This window comes from Bacillus taeanensis, from assembly GCF_003318295.1.
Taxonomy (GTDB): Bacteria; Bacillota; Bacilli; order Bacillales; family UBA6769; genus Maribacillus; species Maribacillus taeanensis.
The window spans coordinates 24,626-36,914 of record NZ_QOCW01000011.1 but is presented as its reverse complement, the minus strand read 5'-3'; the positions used below and the strand labels follow the sequence as shown (position 1 = coordinate 36,914).

The following is a 12,289-nucleotide window of genomic DNA, read 5'->3' as shown; positions in this document are numbered from 1 at the left end:
ATGAAAGAAGGACGTCGTCACATTGCCATTATTGGTGGTGGAATGACAGGACTTGCTGCCGCTTATTATTTACAAAAAGAAATAAAAGAAAAAAAGCTGCCAATTACTTATACCTTAATTGAATCGTCAAATCGTCTTGGCGGCAAAATTCAAACAGATTATACGAATGGTTTTATTATTGAACAAGGTCCTGATTCCTTTTTAGCTCGGAAAAAAAGTGCGGGTAAACTTGCAGCTGATGTTGGTTTAAGTGATGAACTTGTTTCAAACAGTACGGGACAAGCTTATGTCTTAAGTAACGCGAAACTTCACCCGATTCCTGGTGGAGCTGTTATGGGCATCCCGACAGAGCTTGGGCCATTTATGAGTACAAGTTTGTTTTCACCAGCTGGTAAGGCAAGAGCAGCACTTGATCTTGTATTACCGAGAAAAAGCGGCAGTAATGAAGATCAATCTCTTGGTCGATTTTTTCGACGTCGGTTAGGTGATGAAGTTGTTGAAAATTTGATTGAACCGCTTTTATCAGGAATTTATGCAGGAGATATTGATCGTTTAAGCTTAATGTCAACATTTCCACAGTTTTATGAAGTAGAACAAAAGCACCGCAGTTTAATTTTTGGGATGAAGAAAACACGTCCTAAGTCTAAAAAAGAGCCAAACAAAAAGCCAAGCATGTTTTTAACATTAAAAAACGGATTAGAGTCGCTTGTTCATAAAGTGGAAGAACAACTTAATCCGCATTCGATTTATAAAAATACAAGTGTGAAAAAAGTTACCAAAGAAGACCGAGGGTACATGTTAACATTTGTAAATGGGGAGACGCTGTATGCGGATGCTGTTATTATGACAACTCCGCACAATGTGACAGCAAAAATGTTTAACAATTATTCTTTTATGAATTCATTTCATGATACCCCGTCAACAACTGTAGCCACTGTTGCAATGGCCTTTGATGAATCAGCATTAAAGCAGGAACTAAATGGTACAGGCTTTGTTATCTCAAGACAAGAGGATTTCACGATTACAGCGTGTACATGGACGAACAAAAAGTGGCCGCATACAACGCCAGATGGGAAAGTCTTGCTGCGCTGTTATGTAGGTCGTGCTGGAAATTCAAGGATTGTAGAAGAAAAGGATGAGGTTATTGTCAAAACGGTTCTTGATGATTTAAATAAAATTATGAAAATAGAAGGACGGCCGGAATTTTATCGTATTACCCGTCTTCGTGAATCAATGCCTCAATATACAGTTGGTCATAAATATCGCCTTGAAGCCATGAAATCTCGCTTAAAAAGCGAACTTTCAGGTGTATTTTTAGCAGGAATGTCATACGGTGGCGTTGGAATTCCTGACTGTATTGATCAAGGTATAAATGCCGTTCATGATGTTTTGGAATATAGTAAGGTAGAATAAATAAACGAATAATAAAAGTGCGAGCGTATAGCTCGCATCTTTGTTATTTAGATATTTTTACGACTTAATTAATTTAACTAAACTGCAAGGAGTTGAGGGACGCTGTGAATATTACAGTTGTTGGAGCAGGCGCAGTGGGCGGTTATTTTGGTGCAAGACTGCAGGAAGCTGGGGCACATGTTACATTTTTAGTACGTGAAAGACGTTATCATGAACTGAAGAAACATGGACTTCACATTACTAGTGTAAACGGCGATTATACACTGGTAGATATAGAAACAGTTATGGATAGTAATGATATTTCTTCTTGCGACTTAGTTCTCGTAGCGGTAAAAGGCTATCATTTAGAAGAAGTCATTTCTAACATACAGTCTCTTGTGAATAGGGGAGCAAAAGTTTTGCCTTTATTAAATGGTGTTGAGCATTATGAAAAACTTCAAGAACAATTTGGTAAAGAATCTGTTCTTGGGGGCTTATGCTTTATTATTACAACACTTGATGAGAATGGGCATATTATACATACAAGTCAACAGCATGATATGGTGTTTGGTACCCTGCATGAATCACAAGTTAAAATTTGTAATGATCTTGATAAACTAACAAAAAAAGCAAATGTGAATGCATTGTATAGTAATGATATTTTGAAAGATATTTGGAGAAAGTATGCGTTTATTACAGCATATTCAGGTCTCACCACAGCAAGCCGTCTTCCAATTGGTCCTGTTCGGGAAGAAAAAGCTTCCGTTGAACTGCTTCAAAGTGTCCTTCAAGAAATGAAGCTTCTTTCTTCTGCTTATGAAGTAGACTTAGGAGAAAACTTCGTGGAAGAAACAGTAGGGAAAATGTATCAACTGCCTGCTGACAGTACTTCTTCTATGCACCAAGATTTTCGAAAGGGACTTCAGTTAGAAGTAGAAGGTTTACAGGGAGGAGCAGTAAGGCTTGCGCAGGCGGTCGAGTTAAAGTTATCGGTAGTAGAAACGCTTTATGCATTGATTAAACCTCATGAGTTTCCTAAAAAACAAAAAAATTATTAAACAGCTAGTAGGATGTGTTCTCATGTAAACTATGGTATGCTTAATGGAAAATCAAGCAGGATTCTTTTTGGTTTTTAGAACATTATTATCTTTTTAGAAGATAATATTGAAAGGAAATGGTTTTATGGCAAATACGCATACTTTTTCTAAAGGTGAAGAAATCGCTAATTCTATTACACATGGAATTGGAGCGTTTTTAAGTATAGCTGCTTTAGTAATATTAATTATTTTCTCTTCCTTAAATGGAAGTGTATGGCATATTGTTAGCTTTACAATATTCGGCGTAACAATGGCCCTTTTATATATTTCTTCTACATTTGTCCATGCGCTGCCTCATGGCAGGGCAAAAGATATTTTCGAAATCCTTGATCATTCTTCCATCTACTTCTTTATCGCGGGTACTTATACTCCTTTTTTATTTTTAGCGGTTAAAGGATGGTTAGGGTGGACGTTATTTGGAATTGTTTGGGGTGTAGCGATTGCCGGAACGGTTTTTAAATCTTTTTTTGTGAAAAAATATTTATTTGTTTCTACCATTGGTTATGTACTGTTAGGGTGGCAAATTGTTTTTGCTTGGAAACCGCTTGTCGGAACTCTTCCTCATAATGGTGTTGTTTTACTAGTCATGGGAGGCATTTTTTATACAGTAGGGGCTGTTTTCTATGTTTGGAGAGGATTTAAGTTTCATCATGCAGTATGGCACTTGTTTGTATTAGGAGGAACAGCAAGCCACTTTTTTGCCGTATTGTTTTATTTGCTCTAACTGTTTTGTCATTTCTGATGAAGAACGTTTAGGACATCGGAAGCTTTCGATGTCCTATTTTGTTGTTTGCTGCATACTATCTTCTAGTTGGTGAATAAACACATACTTTTTAAGTGTAAAGTAATCATTTTCACTTAAATAGTTAATTTTAGCGCCGTAATCATAACTATTATCTGTCTTTCGGCGGTTTGCGATTGTAATTTTTTCCTTAAAAGGGAGTTCAAGTGATAAACTTTTAATTTCAAAGCTAGATTCTAAGCGAAGTTCATGTTAAGAGGAAAATCCCACTCCATCCACACTAACATCTTTAATATGCACTAAAATTTGCACGTGAGACTGTCCTTTTTCACTTTCCTGCAGGGTCGTATCCGTCATAATTGCTTTTTTATATTGGTATGAACACGTGGATGCTCTCTGCGATAAATCTTCCCATCTTGCTTTAAAAACTGCTCAAATGTATGTTTTGAGGATGAAGAAGGAAGAACTAACAGATAAAGAAACCCATGGGATGATTTAATAATTTTAGAAGTAAATATCCAGTCTAAATAATAACAGGTAAGTTCTTCTCCGAATGAGAGCTCTTCATTATTTTCGTGAAGTTGGAGCTTCATTAATTCTCCTCCCCACTTTAAAACTTTACCTAACATAGGAAATTCTTGCGGTTTATTTGTTCTTAATATGTGAATAAACATTGGTTACCCTGCTTTCTTTGAATGCAGTAAAAAAGATATTATTCCAAATTCTAGTATAATAGAAGTTGTAGTAATTTAGCAATTATCAACTTTTGAAGCTTCATTACATACTTGTGGGAATTTTCTTGCTATTTTCAATTTTAATAAAAGGAGATGAATGGGATGAAAGTAACAATTCTTGGTCAATGGGGTGGTTTTCCAAAAGTAAATGGAGCGAGTTCTGGCTATTTGTTTCAGCATGAAGGATTTAATTTATTAGTGGATTGTGGTAGTGCCGTGCTTTCGAAAGTGCAAAATTATATTGAAGTGGAAGAACTTGATGCCGTTATACTTTCTCACTATCATCCTGATCATATTGCAGATATTGGACCACTACAGCATGGCCGATTAGTAAAACATCATTTGGGCAAAAAACAAATCAATCTCCCTATTTATGGACATACATTTAATCAGTTAGAATTTTCACGATTAACTTATAAAACATTCACAAGAGGTGTGCCGTATAATCCTGATGAGCCGTTAAAAGTTGGACCATTTACGATTACTTTTATGAAAACAAAGCATCCAGTTGATTGTTATGCGATGCGAATTACAGATGGCTATTCAACTGTTGTTTATACTGCTGATTCCTCTTATTTAGCAAGCTTTATTTCTTTTTCAAAAGACGCGGATTTATTTCTTTGTGAATGCAATTTATATGCAGATATGGACGGTACAGAAATGGGACATATGAACAGTACAGATGCAGCAGCGATTGCGGCTTCAAGTAATGTGAAAAATCTTGTGTTAACGCATTTACCTCATTTTGGTGAATTAAAGGAATTAGTTAATGATGCAAAGAGAAGCTTTTCAGGTGAGGTGCAGTTAGCAGAAGAAGGATGGGTGTGGGAAACATAAAGAGATTGCTGATAGACAGCAATCTCTTTATGTTTAGTTTTTCTGGAGCTTAGAAAGAGTTTCAAAATGAGATTTTAATGAAGGGTAAAGCTCTTTGTAAGCAGTATAAAGCCGTTTATAAATCTCATGGTTCTTTTCATTCGGGATAAAGCTGTTTCTCATTGGAATGAAGTTTTTAATCTCTTCAAAAGAGTCTACTTCACCCACTGCATATAATGCTGTCCAAGCTGCACCCCAAGCCGAACTCTGGTGACTTTCCGGAACATATACTTCTTTTCCGAATATATCAGCCAAAATTTGCAGCCAAAGAGGAGAGCGGGCAAATCCACCGCTTGCAAGGAGCCGATTTGATGTTCCTGAAAGTCGCTCTAATGTTTCACCAATTTGATAAATGTTAAAAATAACGCCTTCAAGTCCTGCGCGAAGGAGATGTTCTTTTTTGTGAGACTGCGTAAGACCGATATAACTCCCCTTTGCGTTTGCATTCCAGTGCGGCGCTCTTTCTCCGTTTAAAAATGGTAAAAATAGCAGGCCTTCTGAACCAGGTTTTACTTTTTTGGCTAATGCAGTAAGCAGTTCATAGGGATCTTGATTATCTTCTAAAGCTTTCACCATCTCTAATTCACCAAGTGTTTCTTTCAGCCATCTTAACACAATACCGCCATTATTTGTTGGTCCGCCAATCACATACATATCGTTTGTGAAGGCATAACAAAATGTTTCTTGATGATGATCTGTCTGCGGTGTTGAGACCATCTGCCGAATTGCGCCGCTTGTACCAATGGTAATAGCGATATCACCATCAGAGATAGCGCCGATTCCAAGGTTTGCGAGCGGTCCATCGCTTGAGCCAATGACAAATGGAAGATCATTTCTTATACCCATTTGTTGAGCAATTTCCCCTCTTAATTCTTGATAAGTTTCAGTTGGTGGGACGGGTTGAAATAACTGTTCTCGTGAAATGCCTGCGAGTTCAAGGGCTTCCTCGTCCCAATCTAATGTATGCATATTTAATAAACCAGAAGCAGATGCGATGCCATAATCTGCCCCGCATATCCCAAACCATTTCAGCAGAAGATATTCTTTGATTGAAACAAACTTCTTTGCCTTTAAATAGGGCTCATAATGATTTTCCTTCATCCAAATTAATTTAGATAAAGGAGACATTGGATGAATGGGTGTTCCTGTTTTTAAGTAAATTTCAATTCCTTTTCCCTGCTGTAGTTGTTCGGTTTGCTCGACGCTTCTGCAGTCAGCCCATGTAATCGAAGGAGACAAGGGATTATTGTTTTTATCTAAACAAATGAGGGAGTGCATAGCGGCAGAGATACCTACGGCCGCAATTTCCTCAGTTTCAATCTGGCTTTGCTGCACAACAGTATGAATGGCTTTTACTGCCGCTCGTTCAATTTCGTCTGGATTTTGTTCAACCCATCCAGGAGAAGGGTGTGATAAAGGATACTCAATTTCATGTTCACTGATAGCGTTTCCAAGGTAATTAAAAAGGACGACTTTTGCGCTTGTCGTACCAATATCTAATCCAATCACATACTGTTTATTTTTCATATGGATCAACCCTTTCATTTAAACATTTTCTTATGTAAAAATTAAATCTTTTTAACTGAAATCGCTTTGCGAACTTTTTGCAGAGCGGCTTGACCCGCTTCTTTTCGTTTAATCATGACATTGACATAAAGAGCATCAATAATACTAAGCTGGGCAATTCGAGAGGCTAGCGCTTCTGAGCGATATTCTGTTTCTTGTGATGCTGTATAAAGGGGAATATCAACGCGTTGGCTGAGCGGTGATTTTGCTAAGTTGGTAATACCTATTGTTGTCACACCAAGCTCTTTTGCCACATCAACAACATCCAAAATATCTTTATTAGTACCAGAGTGAGAAATCGCAAAAATGACATCGTCTTTTGTTAGCTGAGATAACGAGATGAGCTGCATATGAGAGTCGTTATAGGCTGTTGTTGTAACCCCAGCTCGTAAAAACTTATGATGAGCGTCCATTGCAATAATTCCAGAGCCGCCGTTTCCATAAAACTCAACTCTTCGTGCTTGTACGATTGCATTTACGGCTTTTGTATACATTTCTTCATCAATAATATTAATTGAATCGTTAAGCGTTCGAATGTTTGATTTAAAGATTTTTTCCGCAATTTCTTTTTCTGTATCCTGTTCTTTAATCGTTTCATGAATATCTTTAATCGGTGTAACAATTTCAGAAGCTAAAACGATTTTCATCGCCTGATATCCTTTAAAGCCAATTCGTTTACAAAAACGAAAGACAGTCGCATCGGCAATTTCCAGATCCTCAGCTACTTGACTAATCGTTGAATGAAGAATGCGGTTTGGATTTTCAAGAATATAGTCGGCAATTTTTTTTTCTTTATCACTAAATGCTGCATAAGAAGCACGAATACGTGGGATACAATGTTGTATATGATCTGTTTTGCTCATATGGAAAGTCACCTCTTTGAACACTATTGTACGTCTAGTTTAAACAATTTTACCACATTAAAAAATATTTTTTCAAAAAAAAGTTTGATGAAAAAATATTTCAGGTTATAATAGGAGATGAGAAAGAAATATTTTAAACATTCATGAGAAGGGAAGGAACAAAATGTCTAAACAACAAATTGGGGTAATTGGTTTAGCAGTTATGGGGAAAAACCTTGCACTAAACATTGAAAGCAGAGACTATTCAGTTGCTGTATTTAATCGTTCATATGAAAAAACAGAAGAGTTTTTAAACAATGAGGCAGCTGGTAAAAATTTTGTTGGCGCAAAAACAATTGAAGAATTTGTTCAATCATTAGAAAAGCCGCGTAAAATCTTATTAATGGTAAAAGCTGGTGCTGCAACGGATGCAACAATTGAATCATTAAAACCATACCTTGAAACAGGCGATATTTTAATCGACGGTGGTAATACATTCTTCGAAGATACAAGAAGAAGAAATAAAGAGCTTGATCAATCTGGTATCCACTTTATTGGAACAGGTGTTTCCGGTGGTGAAGAAGGAGCGCTTAAAGGACCTTCTATTATGCCTGGCGGACAAAAAGAAGCATATGATCTTGTTGCACCAATCTTAAAAGCAATTTCTGCTAAAGTAAAGGGCGACGACTGCTGCACATACATCGGTCCAGACGGCGCTGGACATTACGTAAAAATGGTTCACAACGGTATCGAGTACGGAGATATGCAGTTAATTTGTGAATCTTATCACCTTTTAAAAGATGTACTTGGTTTAAGCGCGCAGGAACTTCATGAAATCTTTAAAGAGTGGAACGAAGGCGAGCTTGACAGCTACTTAATCGAAATTACAAAAGATATCTTTACAAAAGTAGATCCTGAAACAGGCAAGCCGCTTGTTGATGTGATTTTAGATACAGCTGGACAAAAAGGTACTGGAAAATGGACAAGCCAAAGTGCGCTTGATTTAGGTGTGCCGCTTTCAATTATTACAGAATCTGTATTCTCACGTTTCATTTCAGCGATGAAAGATGAGCGTGTAAAAGCAAGTAAAGTATTAAGCGGACCGCAAGGATCATTTGATGGCGATAAGCAAGAGTTTATCGAAAAAATCCGTAAAGCTCTTTACTTAAGCAAAATTTGTTCTTATGCGCAAGGTTTTGCACAAATGAGAGCAGCTTCTGAAGAGTATGATTGGAACTTAGAGTACGGAAACATTGCAATGATTTTTAGAGGCGGATGTATCATTCGTGCGCGTTTCCTACAAAACATTAAAGAAGCATATGATCGTGATGCAAACTTAACGAACCTGCTTCTTGATCCATATTTCAAAGAAATCGTGGAAAGCTACCAAGATGCAGCGCGTGATGTTGTTGCAACAGCAGTGAAGCTTGGTATTCCTGTACCAGGTCTTGCAAGTGCATTAGCTTACTATGACAGCTACCGTACGGAAACTCTTCCTGCGAACTTACTGCAAGCACAGCGTGACTACTTCGGTGCGCATACTTATCAGCGTATTGATAAAGAAGGCGTATTCCATACAAACTGGTTAGAAAACTAATTAAAAAGAGTGAAAAAGCAAGAATTCTCGTTGAGGATTCTTGTTTTTTTTTGTAGTTGAAAAATAAAAAAAGAAATTTTTTTCTTTTAGGTATTGAAATAAAAATTTTTTCGATATATAATAACTCATGTAAATAATTTTTCTTTAAGAAAGCATTTGAGATAAATGAAAGCGATTAAAACCTTTTGTTTGTGGGAAATGCGAAAAGAAAAATAGTTTCGATAAGCAGTCACAAAATACATATTTCTGCAAAACGTATGAAAATAATTTTTCTTTTAGGATGAATGAAAACGTTTGCTGTAGATGTATGTTAAAACTGAATGTTATCGAGATTTACAGTTATAAATGACAGCGTTTCAATTATAGACGTGCTGTTCATTATAAGAAAAGAAAAAATTTTCAAGGGGGAAATACAGATGAAAAAATTATTCGCAATGATGATGACTGCATTAATGGTATTTGTTTTAGCAGCATGCGGAGGAAGTAATGAAGCACAAAATGAAAGCGGATCCGATAATGGAGGTTCAGGTGAAGTTAAAACAATTCGTGCTGGCATTGGTTTAAATGATCAGCATCCACAATTCAAAGGGTTATTAAAATTTAAAGAAATTGTTGAAGAAAAAACAAACGGTGCTATTGTTGTTGAAGCCTATCACAGTGGACAGCTTGGTGATGACCGTACAATGACGGAAGCATTGCAGTTAGGTACACAAGAAGTAACAATTCCATCTACTGCACCACTTGCAAATTTTGTTCCTGAGTTCAGCGTTTTTGATTTCCCATTCTTATTCCCGAATGAAGAAGTAGCAGATAAAGTGTTAGATGGTGAAGTTGGACAAGGTTTCCTTCAAAAGTTAGAAAGTCAAAACTTAGTAGGTTTATCTTATTGGGAAAATGGTTTCCGTGATGTTACAAACAGTGAACGTGCAATTGCAACTGTAGAAGATTTCAAAGGATTAAAACTTCGTACAATGGAAAACGATCTTCACTTAGAAGCATTCCGTGCGTTAGGTGCAAACCCGACACCAATGGCGTTTACTGAATTATTTACAGCAATGCAGCAGGGCACTGTAGACGGACAAGAAAATCCTTATGCAACAATTTATTTACAAAAATTTTATGAAGTACAAGATCATGTATCGAATTCACATCACATTTACAGCCCGTTCGTTTTCTTAATGAGCAAATCGTTCTATGATGGTTTAACAGAAGAGCAGCAGCAAATTGTAAAAGAAGCTGCCGTAGAAGCAGGTCAATATGAGCGTGAGTTAAACCGTGAAGCAAATGAACAATATCTTGCAGATCTTCAAGCAGAAGGAATGACTTACACTGAAATTTCTCCAGAAGAGCGTGAGAAAATGGTGGAATTAGTAAAACCAGTTATTGATAAATATGCTGAAAAAATCGGTAAAGATGTTGTAGATGAAGTATATAATGCTGTTGAAGAAGCTTCAAAATAAGGATGAACTTCATTGAGGAAAGAGCTCTTAAAGCCTTTCCTCTTCCTTAAAACGATTAAACTATTTTAAGTAAAAGAGGAGATCACCATGAAAATTGTTAAATGGCTTGACCGGCACTTTGAAGAGACACTTCTTGCTTTCTTCTCTTCAATCATGGTATCAGTGATTTTTCTGCAAGTTGTGATGAGATTGTTAGATAACTCACTTTCCTGGTCTGAAGAGTTAGCAAGGTACTGTTTTATATGGCTCGTTTATATCGGGATTAGTTATGGTGTAAAAAAACAGCGTCATATTAAAGTAGACGTGTTGTTAGTACTATTAAAAGAAAAGGGACGAATTGTTCTAACAATTATTGCGAATGTCCTGTTTTTAATTTTTTGTTTGTTTGTCATTAAGCACGGTTATGAGATTGCCGCACAGCTTCTTGCATTTGGACAGCAATCACCGGCCCTTCATATTCCGATGGGACTTGTTTATATGGCAACACCAGTTGGCATTGGATTAACGGTGATTCGTCTTATTCAAAATATGATTGTATTAGTAAAATCGCTTTTAGGTAAGGAAAATAGTTTAGCAGCAACAGAAGAAGAGAGCTTACAGGAAAGCGTGAATGAATAGTCTAAGGGGTGGACAAAATGACTGCTGCCGTATTGTTTGGTAGTTTTGCTGTATTTTTATTAATCAGTGTTCCGATTGGAATCGCATTAGGATTAGCGACACTTGTAACAATCTTTTTTTCAGGTTCATTGCCAATTCCATTTTTAATGAAGGAATTAGTCACTTCAGTAGACTCATTTCCATTAATGGCTGTTCCGTTCTTTATTCTAGCAGGAGAAATTATGGGGAAAGGCGGAATTTCAGAACGTCTCTTTAAATTTGCGAATGCACTAGTTGGTAATAAAACAGGTGGTTTTGCAATTGCGACCATTATTACGTGTATGTTTTTTGCTGCTATTTCTGGTTCAGGACCGGCAACGGTTGCGGCAATTGGTGGGATTATGATCCCAGCGATGGTACGAAATGGGTACGACAAAAAGTTTGCAACAGTCGTTGTTGCAGCGGCTGGTTCAATTGGCGTTATTATCCCGCCGAGTATTCCAATGGTTATTTATGGGGTGGTAGGAAGTGCATCAATTGGAGACATGTTTATTGCAGGAATTATTCCTGGACTTCTTGTCGGTTTATCAATGATTGCTTGGACATATTATTATTCTAAGAAAAAAGGGTTCAAAGGTACAGCTGAACCTACTTCTCTAAAGAAAATATCGGCTGCATTTTGGGATGCAAAATGGGCGCTGTTAATTCCAGTTATTATTTTAGGGGGTATATACGGAGGGATCTTTACTCCAACAGAAGCGGCCGTTATTGCGGTTGTATACGGTCTGATCGCAGGATTATTTATTTACAGCGAATTAAAGTTTAAAGATTTACCGAAAGTGTTGGCAGATTCAGCATTAACAACGGCAACAGTATTAATTATTGTCGGAACAGCAACAGCTTTTGGACGTTTTTTAACGATTGAACAAGTGCCAAATAAAATTGCTTCAGCAATGCTTTCAATCTCAGATAATTCCATTGTCATTATTTTATTAATTACGATTTTATTATTAATTGTTGGTACGTTTATGGATACATTGGCAGCGATTATTATCTTAACGCCAATTCTGCTTCCAATCGCAGTGCAGCTTGGCTATGATCCGATTCATTTTGGAATCTTAATGGTTGTAAACTTAGCAATTGGATTTATTACACCGCCGCTTGGAGTTAACTTATTCGTTGCTTCCGGGATTTCAGGATTATCAATTGAAACGCTATCAAAAGCAGTGATTCCATTTTTCTTTGCGATGCTTATTTCACTATTGCTTGTAACGTTTATCCCACAGTTATCTCTATTTTTACTTAGCCTAGGAGGATAAATTTTAAAAGGAAAGAAGCTGTTTATTATTAAAAATCATCATACTAAAGTGGGGAGAGAGGGAACAC

General features: G+C 36.8%; 11 protein-coding genes. 8 read left to right on the top strand and 3 right to left on the bottom strand.

Annotated elements, in window-relative coordinates; all coding sequences use genetic code 11:
- From hemY to trhA, 3 genes are all read left to right on the top strand, one after another.
- Positions 1-1,413, top strand: a complete 1,413-nt coding sequence (gene hemY / locus DS031_RS11750) for a protoporphyrinogen oxidase (RefSeq protein WP_113806276.1) — start codon at positions 1-3, stop codon at positions 1,411-1,413.
- A 104-nt stretch (positions 1,414-1,517) separates the two neighbouring features.
- The gene (locus tag DS031_RS11745) at positions 1,518-2,450 is read left to right on the top strand and encodes a ketopantoate reductase family protein (RefSeq protein ID WP_113806275.1); all 933 of its coding nucleotides are present in this window, start codon (positions 1,518-1,520) and stop codon (positions 2,448-2,450) included.
- Positions 2,451-2,574: 124 nt separating this feature from the next.
- The gene (gene trhA / locus DS031_RS11740; protein ID WP_113806274.1) at positions 2,575-3,213 is read left to right on the top strand and encodes a PAQR family membrane homeostasis protein TrhA; all 639 of its coding nucleotides are present in this window, start codon (positions 2,575-2,577) and stop codon (positions 3,211-3,213) included.
- Between the two features lie 371 nt (positions 3,214-3,584).
- Here the strand turns inward: trhA and DS031_RS11735 are convergent, their stop codons facing one another.
- On the bottom strand, positions 3,585-3,824 hold the full coding sequence (locus DS031_RS11735) for a hypothetical protein (protein ID WP_142675772.1): 240 nt from the start codon (positions 3,822-3,824) through the stop codon (positions 3,585-3,587).
- Between the two features lie 243 nt (positions 3,825-4,067).
- On the opposite strand from DS031_RS11735, the gene DS031_RS11730 reads away from it, so the two are divergent.
- Positions 4,068-4,802: an MBL fold metallo-hydrolase gene (locus tag DS031_RS11730; protein ID WP_113806272.1), complete on the top strand. Its 735-nt coding sequence runs from the start codon at positions 4,068-4,070 to the stop codon at positions 4,800-4,802.
- A 33-nt stretch (positions 4,803-4,835) separates the two neighbouring features.
- On the opposite strand, the gene DS031_RS11725 is transcribed toward DS031_RS11730, so the two are convergent.
- Together DS031_RS11725 and DS031_RS11720 are read right to left on the bottom strand one after the other, a co-directional pair.
- On the bottom strand, positions 4,836-6,368 hold the full coding sequence (locus tag DS031_RS11725) for a gluconokinase (protein WP_113806271.1): 1,533 nt from the start codon (positions 6,366-6,368) through the stop codon (positions 4,836-4,838).
- A 41-nt stretch (positions 6,369-6,409) separates the two neighbouring features.
- Positions 6,410-7,270 (bottom strand): MurR/RpiR family transcriptional regulator, encoded by an 861-nt coding sequence (locus DS031_RS11720; RefSeq protein ID WP_113806270.1) that lies wholly within the window; start codon positions 7,268-7,270, stop codon positions 6,410-6,412.
- A 163-nt stretch (positions 7,271-7,433) separates the two neighbouring features.
- On the opposite strand from DS031_RS11720, the gene gndA reads away from it, so the two are divergent.
- The 4 genes from gndA (at position 7,434) to DS031_RS11700 (ending at position 12,222) form a co-directional block, all read left to right on the top strand.
- Complete coding sequence (gndA, locus tag DS031_RS11715; RefSeq protein ID WP_113806269.1) at positions 7,434-8,846, top strand: NADP-dependent phosphogluconate dehydrogenase; 1,413 nt, start codon at positions 7,434-7,436, stop codon at positions 8,844-8,846.
- A gap of 416 nt (positions 8,847-9,262) precedes the next feature.
- Positions 9,263-10,306 carry a TRAP transporter substrate-binding protein gene (locus DS031_RS11710; protein WP_113806268.1) on the top strand — a complete coding sequence of 348 codons (1,044 nt, stop codon included), beginning with the start codon at positions 9,263-9,265 and terminating at the stop codon, positions 10,304-10,306.
- A gap of 87 nt (positions 10,307-10,393) precedes the next feature.
- Positions 10,394-10,924, top strand: a complete 531-nt coding sequence (locus DS031_RS11705) for a TRAP transporter small permease (protein ID WP_113806267.1) — start codon at positions 10,394-10,396, stop codon at positions 10,922-10,924.
- 17 nt (positions 10,925-10,941) lie between these two features.
- Positions 10,942-12,222: a TRAP transporter large permease gene (locus tag DS031_RS11700; RefSeq protein ID WP_113806266.1), complete on the top strand. Its 1,281-nt coding sequence runs from the start codon at positions 10,942-10,944 to the stop codon at positions 12,220-12,222.
- Positions 12,223-12,289 lie beyond the last annotated feature (67 nt).

Bases quoted from the DNA above. Each gene is read 5' to 3' on its own strand.
- DS031_RS11725 (WP_113806271.1), bottom strand. From the start codon at position 6,368: ATGAAAAATAAACAGTATGTGATTGGATTAGATATTGGTACGACAAGC.
- trhA (WP_113806274.1), top strand. From the start codon at position 2,575: ATGGCAAATACGCATACTTTTTCTAAAGGTGAAGAAATCGCTAATTCT.
- DS031_RS11730 (WP_113806272.1), top strand. From the start codon at position 4,068: ATGAAAGTAACAATTCTTGGTCAATGGGGTGGTTTTCCAAAAGTAAAT.
- DS031_RS11710 (WP_113806268.1), top strand. From the start codon at position 9,263: ATGAAAAAATTATTCGCAATGATGATGACTGCATTAATGGTATTTGTT.
- DS031_RS11705 (WP_113806267.1), top strand. From the start codon at position 10,394: ATGAAAATTGTTAAATGGCTTGACCGGCACTTTGAAGAGACACTTCTT.
- gndA (WP_113806269.1), top strand. From the start codon at position 7,434: ATGTCTAAACAACAAATTGGGGTAATTGGTTTAGCAGTTATGGGGAAA.
- hemY (WP_113806276.1), top strand. From the start codon at position 1: ATGAAAGAAGGACGTCGTCACATTGCCATTATTGGTGGTGGAATGACA.
- DS031_RS11735 (WP_142675772.1), bottom strand. From the start codon at position 3,824: ATGAAGCTCCAACTTCACGAAAATAATGAAGAGCTCTCATTCGGAGAA.
- DS031_RS11700 (WP_113806266.1), top strand. From the start codon at position 10,942: ATGACTGCTGCCGTATTGTTTGGTAGTTTTGCTGTATTTTTATTAATC.
- DS031_RS11720 (WP_113806270.1), bottom strand. From the start codon at position 7,270: ATGAGCAAAACAGATCATATACAACATTGTATCCCACGTATTCGTGCT.